This is a genomic window from Pseudomonas sp. yb_5, assembly GCF_043103865.1.
Classification (GTDB): domain Bacteria; phylum Pseudomonadota; class Gammaproteobacteria; order Pseudomonadales; family Pseudomonadaceae; genus Aquipseudomonas; species Aquipseudomonas putida_Y.
The window spans coordinates 1-15913 of record NZ_JBICKE010000142.1 but is presented as its reverse complement, the minus strand read 5'-3'; the positions used below and the strand labels follow the sequence as shown (position 1 = coordinate 15913).

Here is a 15913-nt window from a genome sequence, read left to right as displayed (position 1 = left end):
ACGCTGCGCTCCCATCATCCGGCCCCTGCGCTGCGCTCCGGGGTCCCCTCACTCCGGCCTTGCTCCCGGCAGGGCCGCGCCGAAGGCCCCATCCTGGGGCCTCAGCGCTTGACGGGCATCCATGCCCGTCACCTGCCTCCGCAAGGCCTGCGTTCGGCCTCCTGAAGTCGCGAAGATCAAGATCAAGATCAAGATCAACGGCAACGGCAACGGCAACAGCAGGTGGATGGGCATAGAATCTCAGTTTACTACTGGCCCAGCAGCTGAGCTGGGGTGCCGACCGGCGGATTGTCAGCAGTGGAAGCAAATTCGCACCCATTTGCAGTTGCTCCACGCGGCGTGGCGCCTTAGACTGCCGCCCCCTGTAAAAGAGTGCCGGTTGGCGCTTGAAGAATTCCGCTGGCGATGCATAGGCATCGGCGGCACATGAATCGCCCAAATGCACATTTTTTCATAGAGAAATCGATGACCAAGGAACAGTTGCTGGCCATGTCGGCCGATGACTACATGAACGCCGACCAGCTTGCCTTCTTTACTGAGCTGCTGCAGGCGATGAAAGTCGAAACCCATGAACGCATCGAGCTCAGCCGCACCACCATCGAAGGCCTGGACACCCCGTCTGACCCTGCCGACGTGGCGTCGGTCGAAGAAGAACGTAGCTGGCTGGTAAATGCCATCGACCGCGACCAGCGCCTGCTGCCACAGCTGGAAATGGCCCTGGACCGTATTGCCGACGAAAGCTTCGGCTGGTGCGATGACAGTGGTGAGCCCATCGGCCTGAAGCGCTTGCTGATCAGCCCGACCACCAAGTACTGCATCGAAGCCCAGGAGCGCCACGAGCAGCTCGATCGCCACCAGCGCCAGGTATAAATCCACGCGCGGTGCCAAGCCCCTCGGAGCAAATCCCAGGGGCTTTTTGCGTTTCTCGTCGATACCGTTTTTGTTGCGCCATAAGAAACACTGCTGTACCAGGATGTGCTGTTTCCGCGCCACTGTCAGGCGTATCATGGCTTTATCGTTAGGGTGCTAATTAAATTCCGGAGGGAATGATGAATAGCCGAGTCGATGTGGCTGTGATGATAGGGTCGGGTGTGCCGGCCACCTTGCAGGCGCTGGGCAAGCGTATTTGCTGGGTAGTGCTGGTCAATGGCGAGCGCCGCGGCACCGCCTTCGCCACGCGCGAAGAAGCGCTTGAGTGCCAGGCTGCCTGGCAGCAGCAACTGAAGAAAGGACTGGCTGCCTGAAAATGTTTATTGCCTCTCGACGGGTTTCGGTGTTTTCGGGCATATTTGTCCTACAGTAATGCGCACATGGATGCCAGGGCTTGTCCTCTTGCAGGCTCACGCCATTGGTTGCGTTTTCTGGCGAGTGATTTCAGGCATCACGCTTCCCAAGCCGGGAATGAGCCAAACGCCTTCGGTTGAGGGCGAATCTGGCAAACCAGAGTAAAGATTCCTGCACGCTGCATCGTCAGCGAGCACAGACATTTCGCATATCGCTTTATTACTCTTTTTGCCTATCGATAAGAAATGGCCGTGCCTCCCCGAGCTTGGGTGAGGGCGGGTTGTAACCGGTTGAGGATTACTTCATTGGCAGTCAGCACACTTGATACGCATGCGTTGTTCGCCCTGGGCGACTTGCGCGGTAAATTGGCCCAACTGTTTCAGGGCCGCTTCATCTATGTCACCGAACAGAGTCCCGAAGGCTTGTACATGGCCGAAATCGACACCGAGAGTGCCCTGGTGGTCGATGACAAGCAGCGCCTTGAATTGAAAGTCGGCGACCACTTCCGTGCTGCCGTATTGCCTAGCCGCGAAGGTGGCAAGCTGGAAATGCGTTTTCGCGAAATCAAGTTGAATGTGTATGGCGTGGGCGACTACGCCTTCGTTTCTGTGCCGGAAGGCGAGGGCATCGTGTTTCGTGAAGGCCATGGCGTGATGCTGGTATTCGCCGCGCAGCAGCAAGTGCAGGAAGGCCTGGGCAAGTTGCTTAAAGCAGTGACTGGCAAGGTCGCCAAATGGCGCAAGGGTGAACTGACCACCTTCAAGGCCAGTGAATGACCAAAACTGACGACGCACCGGCCTCGCGGGCCGAGTTTCATCGGCAGCACCAGGCAGATGCCGTGGCTGAGGCAGAACGTTTGCTGGCCGGGCGTGAGAAGCTGCAAAGCGCCTGGTTGAACTGGGTGGCGGCTGAGCTCTATCGCCTCAGCCCGCCGCCGTATGCCGCCATGGTCCGGCGCGAGTTGCAGCGCCTCAGCCAAGGTTGAGACGGCAAACCTTCAATTGCCACGGTCTCGGCCACTGCTGACTTCTTCAGGCACCGGCTCTTTCGACATGCGCTTGCGAAACAGCGCCGCCCGCGCCAGCAACAGCGTGGTTATCGGCACGGTGATCGACAGCAGGATAGGAATCAGCCACGCGTGCAGCACAGGGGTGCCCTTGAGCCACGAAAAGTAGATGATCGAGGCCAGTGCAACGCACCATGCACCAAGGGTCGAGGCCAGCGCTGGCGGGTGCATGCGCTGGAAGTAGTCTTTCAGGCGTACCAGGCCTATAGCGCCGACCAGGGCGAACAGGCTGCCGGTGAGCAGTAGCGCGGCCGTGACCAGTTCCAGCCAGAACGGCAGTACCAGGGCTTCAGTCATTCGATCACCTCTCCGCGCAGCAGAAACTTGGCCAAGGCAAACGAGCCGACGAAACCAAACAGCGCAATCAGCAGGGCACCTTCGAAGTAGGTGTCACTGGCATAACGGATACCCAGCACCAGCATGGTGAGCATGGCCAGGATGTACAGGTAGTCCAGGGCCAGCACGCGGTCTTGGGCGGACGGGCCACGGAACAGCCGGATCAGCGTCAGGCCCATGGCCAGGGCGAAGATGAACAGGCTGGCGAGGACGGCGTTGGCGAGCAGGCCTGTCATTGGAAAATCTCCATCAGCGGGCGTTCGTAAGTGTCCTTGAAGTGCTGTATGAAGGCCGCTTCATCGTCCAGCTCAAACACATGCACCAACAGCACACTGCGGTCCAGTGCCAGTTCGGACCAGACTGTGCCAGGCACCACCGTGGTGATCATCGACAGCGCTGCCAGGCCGTGGGGGTCACGCAATGCCAGTGGTACGTGAACGAACGCCGAGCGTGGCGGCTGCTTGCCGGCCCGCAGCACACCGCGGGCCACCAGCAGGTTGGAGATGACCACATCGATGCCGACCCGACCGATCAGCCTGGCGATGACCAGGGGACGCCGTACGTGGGCATGCTGCGGGCGCAGGGGGGCCATCAACAGTGGCGCCAGTATGCCAAGTGCGGCGCCCAGCAGCAGGTTGCCGGGGCTGACCGAGAGGTTCAGCAGCAGCCACAGGCCGAACAGCGAGACCGATAGCAGCGGGGCGGGGAACAGTCGGTTCATGGCTGCACCTGTACGTCGCGCGAGGTGGGGCCAGGAATCGGCCGGGCGGCCATCACGGCTTCGATATAGGCATCGGGGGCCTGCAGGCTGGCGGCAGTGTCCTGGGTGTAGCGCAGCAACGGCTCGGCCTTGAGGCTGAGGATGAGGCACAGGCCGAGCAGGATGACGATGGGTAGGCATTCATAGCGCCGCAGCACCGGTGACGGGCGCTCTTCGGGCTTCCAGAATCGCTGGATACCGACGCGGCCGAAGGCGATCAGCGAGGCCATGCCGGACAGGATCAGCAACGCCACCAGGCCCCAGCCGGCGGCACTCAGCGGCTGCTCGGCCGGCACGCCCAGGCCCAGTGGATTGAACAGCGCGCTGATCAGGTTGAGCTTGCCGACAAAGCCCGACAGCGGCGGCATGCCGATGATCAGCAGTGCGCAGGCGATGAAGCTGAGCCCGAGGAAGGCCATGGTCCACGGGATGATCTGGCCGATTACCACCTGCTGTTCATCGTCGAGGTTGATACCCTTGGGCGGGTGCAGCGATTCCAGTGGCGGCGGCATGGCGTCCTCTTCTTCGTCCAGCGGCGCTTCATTGGCCGAGCGCGAGCGCTCGACCAGTTCGGCGAGCAGGAACAGTGCGCACAGCGCAAGGGTCGAGTTGACCAGGTAGAACAGCGCCGCGCCGGTCAGTGCCGCCTGGGCAAAACCCACCGCGCCAAGCAGGGTGCCGGCCGAGACCAGGATACTGAGTGCCGCCATCCGCTCCAGGCGCTGTGCCGCCAGGATCGATACCGCTGCCACCGCCAGGGTGACCAGGCCGCCGTAAACCAGCCATTCACCGCCGAAATGCGCCGAGGCCCCGGCCTGCCCGGAGAACAGCAGCGTCCACAGGCGCAGCACGGCGTACAGGCCGACTTTGGTCATGATGGCGAACAGTGCAGCCACCGGCGCGCTGGCTGACGCGTAAGCTGGCACCAGCCAGAAGTTCAGCGGCCAGATGCCGGCCTTGACCAGGAAGGCCACGGCCAGGATTGCCGCGCCGGCATGCAGCAGGCCACGGTCGGCCTCCGGTACCAGTGGAACCTTCAGCGCCAGGTCGGCCATGTTCAGGGTGCCGGTCACGCCATACAGCATCGCTGCGCCGATCAGGAACAGCGACGAGGCAAACAGGTTGATGGCGATGTAGTGCAGGCCGGCGCGCACCCGCGCCCGCCCCGAACCATGCAGCAGCAAGCCATAGGAGGCGGCCAGCAGCACTTCGAAGAAGACGAACAGGTTGAACAGGTCGGCGGTAAGGAAGGCGCCGTACAGGCCCATCAGCTGGATCTGGAACAGTGCATGGAAGCTGGCCCCTGCACCGTCCCAGCGGGCCCGGGCAAACAGCAGGGCGCTGAAGCCGATGACCCCGGTCAGGCTCAGCAAGAGCGCGGACAGGTGGTCCACCACCAGCACGATGCCAAACGGCGCTGGCCAGTTGCCCGGCAGGTACACGCCGATCGAGGCTGCCTGGCCCTGGGTGCGCACCCACAGCAGCAGAGAGACCGCGATTGCCAGGCCGGTGAATGTTGACAGCAGGTTAAGCCTGGCCTTGATATGCCTGTGCTTTTCACCCAGCAGCAACATTATCGCCGCTGTAATCAGCGGCAGCAGGATGGGGGCGACAATCAGTTGGCTCATACCACTCATTCGTCACGCTCCCGGCCATCCACGTGGTCGGTACCGGTCAGGCCGCGCGAAGCCAGCAGCACCACGAGGAACAGCGCGGTCATGGCGAAACTGATGACGATGGCGGTGAGCACCAGTGCCTGTGGCAGCGGGTCGGTGTAATGCAACAGGTCCTGGGTAACGCCATCCTTGATGATCGGTTCCTTGCCGATGAACAGGCTGCCCATGCTGAAGATGAACAGGTTGACCCCGTACGAAAGCAGACACAGGCCCATGATCACCTGATAGGTGCGCGGGCGCAGGATCAGCCACACCCCGGAGGCAGCCAGTACGCCGATGGCGACTGCAATCACTTCTTCCATCAGGCGGCTCCTGCTTGGCTGGTTTTTGCCGGGTTGCCCGGGCGATAGGCGCGCACCGACTGGTGCGCCAGGGCCGTGAGGATCAGCAGGGTCGAGCCGACCACAACGGTGTATACGCCGATATCGAAGAACAGCGCGCTGGCCACGTGCACATCACCCAGCAACGGCAGGTGCAAGTGGGCGGTATGAGTGGTGAGGAACGGGTAACCCAGCAGCATGGCGCCGACCCCGGTCAGGGTCGCGCACAGCAGCCCGGTTCCCATCCAGCGCAGCGGCCGCAGGCTCATCTGCGCCTCGACCCACTGGGTGCCGGCCACCATGTACTGGAGGATGAATGCCACCGACATCACCAGGCCAGCGACAAAACCGCCACCGGGCTGGTTGTGCCCACGCATGAACAGATACATGGACACCAGCAAGGCGATCGGCAGCAGCAGGCGCACCAGCGCTGCAGGCACCATCATGAAGCCCAGTGCGGTATCGGTGGCATGCCGCGGGTTGATCAGGTCGGTGACTACGTCCGGCGCCAACTGACGTTGTTGCGCTGGCAGTTGCATGCTCTCTTTCGGAGGACGGAAGCGCCGTAGCAGGGCGAACACCGTCAGGGCCACAGCCACCAATACGGTGATTTCACCCAGGGTATCGAAGCCGCGGAAGTCGACCAGCATGACATTGACCACATTGGTGCCGCCGCCCTGAGGCAATGCCCGGCTCAAGTAGAACGAGGAAATGTCGTTGGGCGTCGGTCGGGTCAGCATGGCGTACGACAGCACGGCCATGCCGCCACCCACCAGCACGGCCAGCAGCAAGTCGCGCAGGCGGCGCATGCGCGCGCGCTCCAGGCTGCCAGGCAGCGGCGATACGCCTTCGATACGCCGTGGCAGCCAGCGCAGGCCAAGCAGAATCAGCACGGTGGTGACCACTTCCACCACCAACTGGGTCAGTGCCAGGTCGGGCGCAGAGAACCAGACGAAGGTGATGCAGGTCATCAGGCCGCAGACGCTGACCATGATCAGTGCCGCCAGGCGGTGGTACTTGGCCTGGTAAGCGGCGCCGATGGCGCAGGCAATGGCGATCAGCCACAGGGCGACGAACACGCCCGAACCCGGAATCTTCGGGCGATCACCCCAGCTCAGGCCGCTATACAGCATCGGCGTGAGGCCCGCGAGGAACGCGGCGAATACCAGCATGAACAGCTGCGACTGCAGTCGCCGGGTGGTGAGCACGCGCTCGATGCGACGCGCCAGCAGCATCAGGTGAACCTGGCCGTGCTCGAACAGTCGCTTGCCATTGAAGCGCTCGATCACCGGCGGGTAGGGGAAGCGGCCCAGGCGCAGTTGCTTGCGCAGCAACAGGTACAGGACGATGCCGCCGCTCATGGCTACCAGGCTCATGATCATCGGCGCGTTCCAGCCATGCCAGATGGCCAGGCTGTATTCCGGCAGGGTACCGCCAACCACCGGCAGGGCCGCAGCGGCCAGCAGGGGGCCGACCGACTGGGTGGGGAAGATGCCCACTACCAGGCACGTGAGCACCAGCAGCTCCACCGGAGCACGCATCCAGCGTGGCGGCTCGTGCGGGGTATGGGGCAGGTCCTGGGCCGTCGGCCCGAAGAACACATCGACGGTAAAACGCAGGGCATACGCCACGCTAAAGGTGCCGGCCAGAGTGGCGATTACCGGCAGCGTGGCCTCGACCCAGGCAGTGGAACTGATGAACACCGTTTCGGCGAAGAACATTTCTTTCGACAGGAAGCCGTTCATCAGCGGCACGCCGGCCATTGAGGCGCTGGCGACCATGGCCAGGGTCGCGGTGTAGGGCACCAGGCGGATCAGGCCGCTGAGGCGGCGAATGTCACGGGTGCCGCTCTCATGGTCGATGATGCCGGCGGCCATGAACAGCGAGGCCTTGAAGGTGGCATGGTTGAGGATGTGGAATACCGCGGCGACGGCAGCCAGCGGGCTGTTAAGGCCCAGTAGCAGGGTAATCAGGCCCAGGTGGCTGATGGTCGAATAGGCCAGCAAGCCCTTGAGGTCATTTTGGAACATGGCGGCGAAAGCGCCGAGCAGCAGGGTGAGGGCGCCGGCACCGCCGACGATCCAGAACCACTCCTCGCTACCGGAAAGTACCGGCCACAGGCGTGCCAGCAGGAACACCCCGGCCTTGACCATGGTTGCAGAGTGCAAGTAGGCCGACACCGGTGTGGGCGCTGCCATGGCGTGGGGCAGCCAGAACTGGAAGGGGAACTGTGCGCTCTTGGTCAGTGCGCCAATGAGGATCAGGGGCAGCAGCACCGGGTAAAGCGCATGCTGGCGGATGATATGCCCGGCAGCCAGGACCTTGTCCAGGTCATAGCTGCCGACCACATGGCCGAGCAGCAGGGCCCCTACCAGCAGGCACAAGCCGCCTGCACCGGTTACCATCAGCGCCATGTAGGCGCCACGACGGGCGTCGGCGCGGTGGTGCCAGTAGCCGATCAGCAGGAAGGAGAACAGGCTGGTCAGTTCCCAGAAGAACACCAGTTGGATCAGGTTGCCGGAGATGACCAGGCCGAGCATGGCCCCCATGAAGGCCAGGAAGAACGCGAAGAAGCGTGGTACCGGATCTTGCGGTGACATGTAATAGCGGGCATACAGCGACACCAGAGCGCCAATGCCCAGTACCAGCAACGAGAACAGCCAGGCAAAGCCGTCCATGCGCAACACCAGGTTCATTCCCAGGCTGGGAAGCCACAGGAACTCTTCGCGAATGACGCCACCATGGGCAATCTGAGGGTACAGAAGTGCTACCTGGACGGTACCGACCAGGGCTACGAGCCCGGCAAGAATGGACTCGGCGTTACGTGCGTTGTGCGGCAGCACAGCTGCCAGGCAACTGCCCACGAACGGCAGAAGCAATAGCACTATCAAGGACATAGCGGCCTATTCTGGAGAAGTTTGCAAAGAATCATACGTGCCGAGGTGTTTATCACCAACACGCAAGCTGTCGCAGGATCCTACAAACAGGCTGTGACAAGCGGTTTTTTTATAACAGCTTTTTACAAAGAATGGCCGCTGTTGACCGCTTTACAGCCCGGCCTGGCGTTCGCCTTGATGCTGCACATCGCGTGCTTCGACCGTTTCGCGAGGGCGCCGCACCTTGAGTTCACTGACCACCACCGCGACCACGATCAGCAGGCCGCCGAGCAGCGCCACACCCGGCAGGCGCTCGCCAGCCAGGCGCCCAACGATGCCGGCCCACACCGGTTCACCGGCATAGATGAGCGTGGCGCGAGTAGGCGAAACCGACTTCTGTGCCCAGTTCATCGCCACTTGGATCACCGCACTCATTGCGCCCAGGCCGACTGCGCTGGCCAGCAACAGCCAGGAAAAGTCGGGGATGCGCTCCTGGGTCGGCACGATCATCAGAAACGCCAGCAACGATGCGGTGGCAAGTTGCACCACGGTAACCCGGCGCACATCGACCTGGCCGGCGTAGCGGCTGATCAGAATAATTTCACCGGCGATGGCCACGGCACTGACCAAGGTGACCAGCTCGCCCTCGCTGAAACGCAGGCTGCCCCCTTCCGGGCCAGCCAGCAGCATCAGGCCGATGAAAGCCAGGCAGATACCCATGCTGGGCATCAGGCCAGGCCGCCGCCCCAGCACCAACCACTGCAGCAGCGGCACGAACGGCACGTACAGCGCAGTGATGAACGCTGACTGGCTGCTGCTAATGGTTTGCAGGCCCATGGTCTGCAGGCCATAGCCGAGCATGATCGACACGCCGATCAGCATGCCTGCCTTCAGTTCGGTGAAGGTAAGGCCGGGCAGCGCTCGCGCCGAGACCACGCCAACGAACAGCGCGGCTGCCGCGAAGCGTAGGCCGACGAAGAACATCGGGCCGCTGACGGTCATCACGTTGTGCACCAACAGGAAAGTGCCGCCCCACAACATGGTGATGAATACCAACACCAGTTCGGCCTTGCTCAGGCGGAAGGTGACGGCAGGGGTAGGCTTGCTGCTGGGCTGGTTCATGGTCTTGCACACTCGGAAAGGGCGGCGCACAATCGCCGCAAAAGTGGGCAGTATACTGCGCAATCCTGATCAGTGAGCAATATAGTGCACAAGGATTCTTCGCACCGGGCATCGGTGCTGCAACATGTCAGCCTCAATGTGCGCAGTCTGCGCAACGCCGCCGGCTTGAGTCAGGCGGCGCTCGCCGAGCGTTCAGGGGTCAGCCGGCGCATGCTGGTCGCGATCGAGGCGGGCGAGAAGAATGTCAGCCTGACCACATTGGACCTGATTGCCGAAGCCTTGGGCGTGGCCTTCAGTACCCTGATCCAGGCGCCAGACCTGCGCGACCCCGGGCGCATTGAAGAACTGGCCTGGGCTGGTGAACACCCCCAGAGCAGAGCGGTGTTGCTGGGTAGCAGCCCGGCAAGGCGCGAGGTGGAACTTTGGGAATGGACCCTGGCACCGGGGGAGTGCTATTGCAGTGAGGCCGATGCCGAAGGCTGGAGTGAGCAGATTTATGTGGTCGATGGGCAACTGACGCTTATCATCGAAGATGTCGAGCATCGCTTGCAGGCGGGGCGGTTCCATGTGTTCCCCAGCAATTGCCGGTATGCCTACCGCAACGATGGCGTGGCGGCTGTGCGGTTTGTGCGCAATGTGGTGATTTGAGTGTGCAGGTGTTGGGGCTGCTGTGCGGCCCCAAAGGTCTCAAGCCGATCAGTTTTTCAGCAGATCATCGGTCTTCACCACATTGGCATAGGCAAACGCCAACGCCGCCATCGCCGAGTCATGTACATGAGCCGCCGGCACCTGCTTGCCGTCGAATGCCAGTGGCAGGGTTGCGCAGGCATCGTGCGCCACGGTCACTTGATAGCCCAGATCGGCCGCAGCCCGGGTGGCGGCGTCAATGCACATGTGGCTCATGCTGCCGACGATGGTCAGCGCCTCGACGCCATGCCGGTCCAGCGTGTGCTCGAGATCGGTGCCGAGGAAGGCATTGACCTTGTGCTTGAGCACCACCGGTTCGCCCGGTAATGGCTCGACCTTGGCGTGGATGGCTGCACCCTGCGAACCGGGGGTAAAGAATGGCGCATCGGCAGTGTCGAACTCATGCCGCACATGCACTATCAGGTCGCCGCGCTGGCGTGCTGCTGCCAGCAGGCGGGCAGCGTTGTCGGCCGCCTGGTCGGCACCATCGAGGGTCCATTTGCCGCCCGGGAAGTAGTCGTTCTGGATGTCGATGATGATCAGTGCCTGCTTGCTCATGCTGCCTCCTGTGGCAGTAGTCGTCGAGAGACGTTAGTTATAGGCTGTGTTTACTCACCTGAGGATTGGCGCGAACGACACTATGCGGGCAAAAACTGACACCTCAGCCTACCTGGATATCGGCTTGCTGCTGTACCCCGGCGTGCAGCGCGCTGCCGTGCATGGGCTGGCCGACCTGTTCCTTGTGGCCAACCGGGTTGCGGCTGAACTGGGGGCCGTCGAACTGCCGCACATTCGCGTCACTTGCTGGCAGGCAGATGAGACGGGGCAGTTGTTGGCAGCGTCGGATGGTTCATCTATCACCGCGCCGAGCCTGCGCGTACTGATCATTCCACCAAGCCTGGAGTCAGCTCCGCAGGCCGCGTTGCTCGAGCGTCACCGCGTGCCGCTGTGCCTGCTGCACGGGCGTGGTACGGTGCTGGCGTCGGTATGCATCGGCGTATTTTTCATTGCCGCCAGCGGTTTGCTCGACGGGCGCCCGGCCTGCACCCACTGGAACTATGTGCAGGCGCTTGCCCAGCGTTTCCCCAAGGTGCGGGTAGAAACCCAGCAGCCGTTGCTGGATGACGGCGACATCGTGACCTCGGCAGGTTTGATGGCCTGGACCGACCTGGGATTGCGTCTGCTGGAGCGCTTTGTGGGGACTACGGTGGCACAGGAGACCGCCCGCTATCTGGCCGTCGATCCGGTTGCGGCGCTGCTGCCCGGAGCTGTATTCAACCCGCGCCTGGACCACGGCGACGAGGCCGTGTTGAAGGTGCAACACTGGTTGCAGGGCAATGGCGGGCAGGATGCCGACCTGGCCGCGATGGCTGCCTGCGCGGGGCTGGAGGAGCGCACTTTCTTGCGGCGCTTTCGTGCAGCCACCGGGCTGCGCCCGACCGAGTATTGCCAGCAGGTGAGGGTTGGGCGGGCGTGCCGTTTACTGGAGTTCACCCGGCGCAACGTCGAACAGATTGCGTGGGGAGTCGGATACCAGGATCCGGGCGCGTTTCGCAAGGTGTTCCAGCGTGTCACCGGCCTTACCCCGAGTGACTATCGGCGACGGTTTGCGGTGTCCGGCCAGGGTCTGTAGAAACCGCTTGACCTTGACTTTGCTTGAGGTTTTACCCTGCACGGCATCGCGCTGCATGCGTCCGTAGCCAGGAGACTGTCGATGTTGGCAAAACCTCATGCCTTGTGGTTCACCCAGATGATCGAATACGAAGTGCCCAGTATGTACCAGCAGGCATTGGCCCAGGCCCTGGTGGTGCGTAGTGAAGCGTTGGCTGAGCGTTGCGAAGGGCTACAGGGTGTGAGTATCCAGGCCAGCGACGATGGCAGCCGGGTGTTGCAATACCTGCAATGGCAGTCACGCCAGGCCTGGGCTGCGGCAGCCGTGCACTTCGTCGAGGCGTCGTTTCTCGACCTGCTGGGCAAGCATCAGGCACGAAGCATCAACTTCGCCGCCTACCAGGCCCTGCGCAGCCTGGTGCGCGGTGACGATGGCGTCCTGCATTGCCAGGTGGGCGGGCCTCAGGCATACCAAGGTGCGTAGCGCTGTGTGCAATGATTGTGCTGCATGTGAAGTCTTCGTCCTGGGGCGTTCAGCGGAACTTGATCAATGATCCTTGCCCCGTTGTAGGAAGTGTCCTATTGGCACAGGGCGTGGCGGGCAATGCATGCCGTATCTTGGTCGTCGCGATTGCAGCGCTATGGCGGCTGTTCCATTATCGGTCTATTGGATAAACCGTTATGAAGCCGCAGGAGAGCGCATGAACGTCCAGACGACCCTTGAGCAAAGCGTGCCGCAGCGACTGGTGCACGTGCGCCAAGTCATGGCGGCAGAGGGCATCGATGCCTTGCTGGTACCCTCTGCCGATCCCCATCTTTCCGAATACCTGCCCGGTTACTGGCAGGGGCGTCAGTGGCTTTCGGGGTTTCAGGGCTCGGTCGGTACGTTGGTGGTCACCCCCGGGTTTGCCGGGCTGTGGGTCGATAGCCGGTACTGGGAGCAGGCGGCTCAGGAGCTGGCGGGCAGCGGCATCGAACTGATGAAACTGTTGCCGGGCAAACCCGGGGCGCTGGAATGGTTGGGCGAAAACGTCGTGCCCAACGGTCGCGTGGCAGTGGATGGTGCGGTCATGGCCCTGGCTTCGGCGCGCCAGCTGGGTGAGCGGCTGAAGGCGCGTGGAGCGCAGCTGGTGACTGACATGGACCTGCTGGGTCAGGTCTGGGATGGGCGCCCGGCGCTGCCAGGTAACCCGGTGTACCAGCACTTGCCGCCACACGCCACGGTGAGCCGGGCGGAAAAGCTCGCGCAATTGCGCCAGGGCATCCAGGCCAAGGGGGCCGACTGGCACTTCATCGCGACCCTGGATGACATTGCCTGGCTGTTCAACCTGCGCGGAAGCGATGTCTCCTACAATCCGGTTTTCCTGGCCTTTGCCCTGATCAATCAGCAGCAGGCCATCCTGTTCGTGGGCCAGGACAAGGTGGACGCGCACCTGCGTCAGGTGCTGGAGGTCGACGGCATCGAGGTGCGTGACTACAGTGAAGCAGGCAAGGCGCTAGGCACCGTTCCCGCGGGGGCGCGGCTGCTGGTGGATCCGGCCCGGGTCACCTGCGGCCTGCTGGACAGCCTGGCGGCAGAGGTGGTGCTTGTCGAGGGGCCCAACCCCACCACGCTGAGCAAGTCTTGCAAGGGTGACGACGACCTGGTGCACATTCGCCAGGTCATGGAGCAGGACGGCGCAGCCTTGTGCGAGTTTTTCGCCTGGTTCGAGGCGAACCTCGGCCGGGAGGTCATTACCGAGCTGACGGTTGACGAGCAATTGAGCGCCGCGCGTGCTCGGCGCCCGAACTTCGTGTCGCTGAGCTTTTCTACCATCGCCGCCTTCAATGGCAATGGCGCGATGCCACACTACCGTGCCACCGAGCAGTCGCATGCGCTCATCGAGGGTAATGGCTTGCTGCTGATCGACTCGGGCGGTCAATACCTGGGCGGCACTACCGACATCACCCGCATGGTGCCGGTCGGTAGTCCCAGCCAGGCACAGAAGCAGGACTGCACCCGTGTGCTCAAGGGCATGATTGCCCTGTCGCGTGCCACGTTCCCGCGGGGGGTGCTGTCGCCGTTGCTCGACGCTATTGCCCGGGCGCCGATCTGGGCTGACCAGGTCGATTATGGCCATGGTACCGGCCACGGGGTGGGCTACTTCATGAACGTGCATGAGGGGCCTCAAGTGATCGCCTACCAGGCGGCACCTGCACCGCAGACGGCGATGCAAGCGGGCATGATCAGCTCGATCGAGCCGGGTACGTACCGCCCGGGGCAGTGGGGAGTACGCATCGAGAACCTGGTGGTCAACCGCGAAGCAGGAAAGAGTGCCTTCGGTGACTTCCTGCAATTCGAGACCTTGACCCTGTGCCCTATCGACACCCGCTGTCTGTTGCCCGAGTTGCTGACCAAGGAAGAGGTGGAGTGGCTGAACAGCTATCACGCCCGCGTGCGTGAGCGCCTGGCACCCTTGCTACAAGGGGATGCGCTAGCTTGGTTGGAGGTGCGTACCGCACCGCTGTAACGCAGATGAAAAAGGGCAGTTTGCGAGCTGCCCTTTTCTCTATTTACAGATGATGATCATGCTACGGCTGGTGTAACCTGCAGGGTTTATGCCGAACAAGTAGTCACCGGCTTCCTCATCGCTATCGCCCGAGCGTGCAATGACCCGGTAGCCGCGCGTGCTGCAGGAGCTTGCGGCCTTGCTGTAGCAATTGTCCCATGAGGAAGAAAGGCCGGAGCAATTGATATGCAGGCCCTTCTTGCCCCTTTTGACCTCGGTCTTGGCTGTGGCGGCACATCCAGCAATAGCCAAGATGGCCAGGATGAGAAAAATTCGTTTCATTCCTGTCCTTAAATGCAGGGCAAATCATTTGTCACGACCCTGTCGTTGTCGCTTCGGTTCTTCCTGAACCTTCCCCAGCGTCCGTGTTCGGCCCAGTAGATAGCGTAAAGATGATGATTCTGTGACAGCTTAATCAGCGAGACGGGCTGCTACAATCACTAATCCTTTCTCAAATGAAAATATTTCTCATATCAGTCTGCTGCGATCGCCGGGCTGGGCGCCTTGCGCATGGACAGGGTGGTGCCGACCGAGGCGGTAATGATTGCCAGAATTGCCAGCCATTGAGTAAGCGTCAGCACTTCGCCAAGGAACAGCAGGCCGGACAATGCGCCAAATGCCGGTTCGATGCTCATCAGGGTGCCGAACGTGCGCGCCGGAATTCGCGTGAGGGCAACCATTTCCAGGCTGTATGGCAGCGCGGTGGACAGTATTGCAACCGCCAACGCCATGGGGATCACTGCAGGTGTGAGCAGGGCGCTACCGGCGTGGGCGATGCCGATGGGGGCGACGAACAGGGCCGCAACTACCACCCCCAGGGCCGCGCTCTGGATGCCGTGCTCGGCCCCTGCACGTTGTCCGAACAGGATGTACAGTGCCCAGCATGCCCCCGCACCCAGCGCATAGGCGGCGCCCAGTGGGTCGAGTGCCTGGCCGCTGTGGCCTGCCGGCAGTAACAGCAGCAGGCCGGCGATGGCCAGGGCAATCCACAGGAAATCGATCGGTCGCCGCGAGGAGAAGATCGCCACGGCCAACGGGCCAGTGAATTCCAGGGCGACGGCGATACCGATCGGTACTGTCTGCAAGGCCATATAAAAGAGGAAGTTCATGCCACCCAGCGCCATGCCGTAGATGACCACGTTGCGCAACGTGTTGGCGGTCATGCGTACCCGCCACGGGCGCAATATAAGCAGCATGATGATGCTGGCGAAAATCAGGCGCAGGGCGGTGGTGCCTTGTGCGCCGATGATCGGGAACATGCTTTTGGCCAGAGAGGCGCCGGACTGAATCGATGCCATGGCGATAAGCAGTAGGCCGATCGGGAAAAGGGTGGCGGCCAGGCTGCGGGGCTGGGTGTTCATTTAAGTGCGGCAATCCTTGGGTGGGGAGGTGGTGAGCAATATAGTGCGCAATTGGTGGGGTGGGTGGTAGCCCTCAAGCGGGTTTGGCAGAAATATTTCAACTCATTGAAATTAAAGGTTGACCTTATCGATAGCCTCCCTATAATGCGCACCACTCCAACGCGGTAGCGAAGCAAGGCTAGCGACTGTGTTGAGTCAAGTGTTTGAAGTGAAACGAGTTTCTCGCAAAAAACTTCAAAATAAACGCTTGACAGGCTCTGAGGAA

General features: G+C 62.1%; 18 protein-coding genes. 8 read left to right on the top strand and 10 right to left on the bottom strand.

Annotation, left to right across the window (positions count from 1 at the left end):
• Positions 1-465 precede the first annotated feature (465 nt).
• The 4 genes from ACF8GF_RS24925 (at position 466) to ACF8GF_RS24910 (ending at position 2269) form a co-directional block, all read left to right on the top strand.
• On the top strand, positions 466-870 hold the full coding sequence (locus tag ACF8GF_RS24925; protein WP_003250099.1) for a TraR/DksA family transcriptional regulator: 405 nt from the start codon (positions 466-468) through the stop codon (positions 868-870).
• Positions 871-1049: 179 nt separating this feature from the next.
• Complete coding sequence (locus ACF8GF_RS24920; protein WP_012271507.1) at positions 1050-1244, top strand: hypothetical protein; 195 nt, start codon at positions 1050-1052, stop codon at positions 1242-1244.
• Between the two features lie 345 nt (positions 1245-1589).
• The gene (locus tag ACF8GF_RS24915) at positions 1590-2060 is read left to right on the top strand and encodes a hypothetical protein (protein WP_003250101.1); all 471 of its coding nucleotides are present in this window, start codon (positions 1590-1592) and stop codon (positions 2058-2060) included.
• Positions 2057-2269, top strand: coding sequence for a hypothetical protein (locus ACF8GF_RS24910; RefSeq protein WP_176684918.1), 213 nt, complete (start codon positions 2057-2059; stop codon positions 2267-2269). Before ACF8GF_RS24915 ends, ACF8GF_RS24910 begins: the two co-directional genes overlap by 4 nt.
• Positions 2270-2281: 12 nt before the next feature.
• On the opposite strand, the gene ACF8GF_RS24905 is transcribed toward ACF8GF_RS24910, so the two are convergent.
• The 7 genes from ACF8GF_RS24905 to ACF8GF_RS24875 form a co-directional block, all read right to left on the bottom strand.
• Complete coding sequence (locus ACF8GF_RS24905; protein ID WP_003250107.1) at positions 2282-2647, bottom strand: Na+/H+ antiporter subunit G; 366 nt, start codon at positions 2645-2647, stop codon at positions 2282-2284.
• Positions 2644-2922: a K+/H+ antiporter subunit F gene (locus ACF8GF_RS24900; RefSeq protein WP_021783192.1), complete on the bottom strand. Its 279-nt coding sequence runs from the start codon at positions 2920-2922 to the stop codon at positions 2644-2646. Before ACF8GF_RS24900 ends, ACF8GF_RS24905 begins: the two co-directional genes overlap by 4 nt.
• Positions 2919-3407 (bottom strand): Na+/H+ antiporter subunit E, encoded by a 489-nt coding sequence (locus tag ACF8GF_RS24895; protein ID WP_209964800.1) that lies wholly within the window; start codon positions 3405-3407, stop codon positions 2919-2921. The genes ACF8GF_RS24900 and ACF8GF_RS24895 overlap by 4 nt, the downstream gene beginning before the upstream one ends.
• On the bottom strand, positions 3404-5083 hold the full coding sequence (locus ACF8GF_RS24890) for a monovalent cation/H+ antiporter subunit D (RefSeq protein WP_176684920.1): 1680 nt from the start codon (positions 5081-5083) through the stop codon (positions 3404-3406). Before ACF8GF_RS24890 ends, ACF8GF_RS24895 begins: the two co-directional genes overlap by 4 nt.
• Positions 5080-5424: a Na+/H+ antiporter subunit C gene (locus ACF8GF_RS24885; RefSeq protein WP_003250128.1), complete on the bottom strand. Its 345-nt coding sequence runs from the start codon at positions 5422-5424 to the stop codon at positions 5080-5082. Before ACF8GF_RS24885 ends, ACF8GF_RS24890 begins: the two co-directional genes overlap by 4 nt.
• Positions 5424-8339, bottom strand: coding sequence for a monovalent cation/H+ antiporter subunit A (locus ACF8GF_RS24880; protein ID WP_176684921.1), 2916 nt, complete (start codon positions 8337-8339; stop codon positions 5424-5426). The genes ACF8GF_RS24885 and ACF8GF_RS24880 overlap by 1 nt, the downstream gene beginning before the upstream one ends.
• Before the next feature lie 150 nt (positions 8340-8489).
• Positions 8490-9440, bottom strand: coding sequence for a DMT family transporter (locus ACF8GF_RS24875; RefSeq protein ID WP_176684922.1), 951 nt, complete (start codon positions 9438-9440; stop codon positions 8490-8492).
• Positions 9441-9524: 84 nt separating this feature from the next.
• On the opposite strand from ACF8GF_RS24875, the gene ACF8GF_RS24870 reads away from it, so the two are divergent.
• Positions 9525-10088, top strand: coding sequence for a helix-turn-helix domain-containing protein (locus tag ACF8GF_RS24870; protein ID WP_176684923.1), 564 nt, complete (start codon positions 9525-9527; stop codon positions 10086-10088).
• 48 nt (positions 10089-10136) lie between these two features.
• Here ACF8GF_RS24870 and ACF8GF_RS24865 read toward each other — a convergent pair whose 3' ends face one another.
• Positions 10137-10685 (bottom strand): cysteine hydrolase family protein, encoded by a 549-nt coding sequence (locus tag ACF8GF_RS24865; RefSeq protein WP_176684924.1) that lies wholly within the window; start codon positions 10683-10685, stop codon positions 10137-10139.
• A gap of 82 nt (positions 10686-10767) precedes the next feature.
• Here ACF8GF_RS24865 and ACF8GF_RS24860 point away from each other — a divergent pair, with 82 nt between their 5' ends.
• The 3 genes from ACF8GF_RS24860 (at position 10768) to ACF8GF_RS24850 (ending at position 14248) form a co-directional block, all read left to right on the top strand.
• Positions 10768-11760, top strand: a complete 993-nt coding sequence (locus ACF8GF_RS24860) for a GlxA family transcriptional regulator (protein ID WP_176684925.1) — start codon at positions 10768-10770, stop codon at positions 11758-11760.
• 81 nt (positions 11761-11841) lie between these two features.
• Positions 11842-12222, top strand: a complete 381-nt coding sequence (locus tag ACF8GF_RS24855; protein WP_176684926.1) for an antibiotic biosynthesis monooxygenase — start codon at positions 11842-11844, stop codon at positions 12220-12222.
• A gap of 217 nt (positions 12223-12439) precedes the next feature.
• Positions 12440-14248: an aminopeptidase P family protein gene (locus ACF8GF_RS24850; RefSeq protein ID WP_392488708.1), complete on the top strand. Its 1809-nt coding sequence runs from the start codon at positions 12440-12442 to the stop codon at positions 14246-14248.
• A 39-nt stretch (positions 14249-14287) separates the two neighbouring features.
• Here ACF8GF_RS24850 and ACF8GF_RS24845 read toward each other — a convergent pair whose 3' ends face one another.
• Both ACF8GF_RS24845 and rhtA read right to left on the bottom strand, forming a co-directional pair.
• Positions 14288-14569 carry a hypothetical protein gene (locus ACF8GF_RS24845; RefSeq protein WP_176684928.1) on the bottom strand — a complete coding sequence of 94 codons (282 nt, stop codon included), beginning with the start codon at positions 14567-14569 and terminating at the stop codon, positions 14288-14290.
• A gap of 191 nt (positions 14570-14760) precedes the next feature.
• The gene (gene rhtA, locus ACF8GF_RS24840; protein WP_176684929.1) at positions 14761-15648 is read right to left on the bottom strand and encodes a threonine/homoserine exporter RhtA; all 888 of its coding nucleotides are present in this window, start codon (positions 15646-15648) and stop codon (positions 14761-14763) included.
• Between the last annotated feature and the right edge of the window lie 265 nt (positions 15649-15913).

Coding starts and splice junctions, on each gene's coding strand:
- ACF8GF_RS24855 (WP_176684926.1), top strand. CDS start 11,842: ATGTTGGCAAAACCTCATGCCTTGTGGTTCACCCAGATGATCGAATAC.
- ACF8GF_RS24905 (WP_003250107.1), bottom strand. CDS start 2,647: ATGACTGAAGCCCTGGTACTGCCGTTCTGGCTGGAACTGGTCACGGCC.
- ACF8GF_RS24865 (WP_176684924.1), bottom strand. CDS start 10,685: ATGAGCAAGCAGGCACTGATCATCATCGACATCCAGAACGACTACTTC.
- ACF8GF_RS24885 (WP_003250128.1), bottom strand. CDS start 5,424: ATGGAAGAAGTGATTGCAGTCGCCATCGGCGTACTGGCTGCCTCCGGG.
- ACF8GF_RS24860 (WP_176684925.1), top strand. CDS start 10,768: ATGCGGGCAAAAACTGACACCTCAGCCTACCTGGATATCGGCTTGCTG.
- ACF8GF_RS24880 (WP_176684921.1), bottom strand. CDS start 8,339: ATGTCCTTGATAGTGCTATTGCTTCTGCCGTTCGTGGGCAGTTGCCTG.
- ACF8GF_RS24925 (WP_003250099.1), top strand. CDS start 466: ATGACCAAGGAACAGTTGCTGGCCATGTCGGCCGATGACTACATGAAC.
- ACF8GF_RS24910 (WP_176684918.1), top strand. CDS start 2,057: ATGACCAAAACTGACGACGCACCGGCCTCGCGGGCCGAGTTTCATCGG.
- ACF8GF_RS24890 (WP_176684920.1), bottom strand. CDS start 5,083: ATGAGTGGTATGAGCCAACTGATTGTCGCCCCCATCCTGCTGCCGCTG.
- ACF8GF_RS24920 (WP_012271507.1), top strand. CDS start 1,050: ATGAATAGCCGAGTCGATGTGGCTGTGATGATAGGGTCGGGTGTGCCG.
- ACF8GF_RS24900 (WP_021783192.1), bottom strand. CDS start 2,922: ATGACAGGCCTGCTCGCCAACGCCGTCCTCGCCAGCCTGTTCATCTTC.
- ACF8GF_RS24850 (WP_392488708.1), top strand. CDS start 12,440: ATGAACGTCCAGACGACCCTTGAGCAAAGCGTGCCGCAGCGACTGGTG.
- ACF8GF_RS24895 (WP_209964800.1), bottom strand. CDS start 3,407: ATGAACCGACTGTTCCCCGCCCCGCTGCTATCGGTCTCGCTGTTCGGC.
- ACF8GF_RS24845 (WP_176684928.1), bottom strand. CDS start 14,569: ATGAAACGAATTTTTCTCATCCTGGCCATCTTGGCTATTGCTGGATGT.
- rhtA (WP_176684929.1), bottom strand. CDS start 15,648: ATGAACACCCAGCCCCGCAGCCTGGCCGCCACCCTTTTCCCGATCGGC.
- ACF8GF_RS24875 (WP_176684922.1), bottom strand. CDS start 9,440: ATGAACCAGCCCAGCAGCAAGCCTACCCCTGCCGTCACCTTCCGCCTG.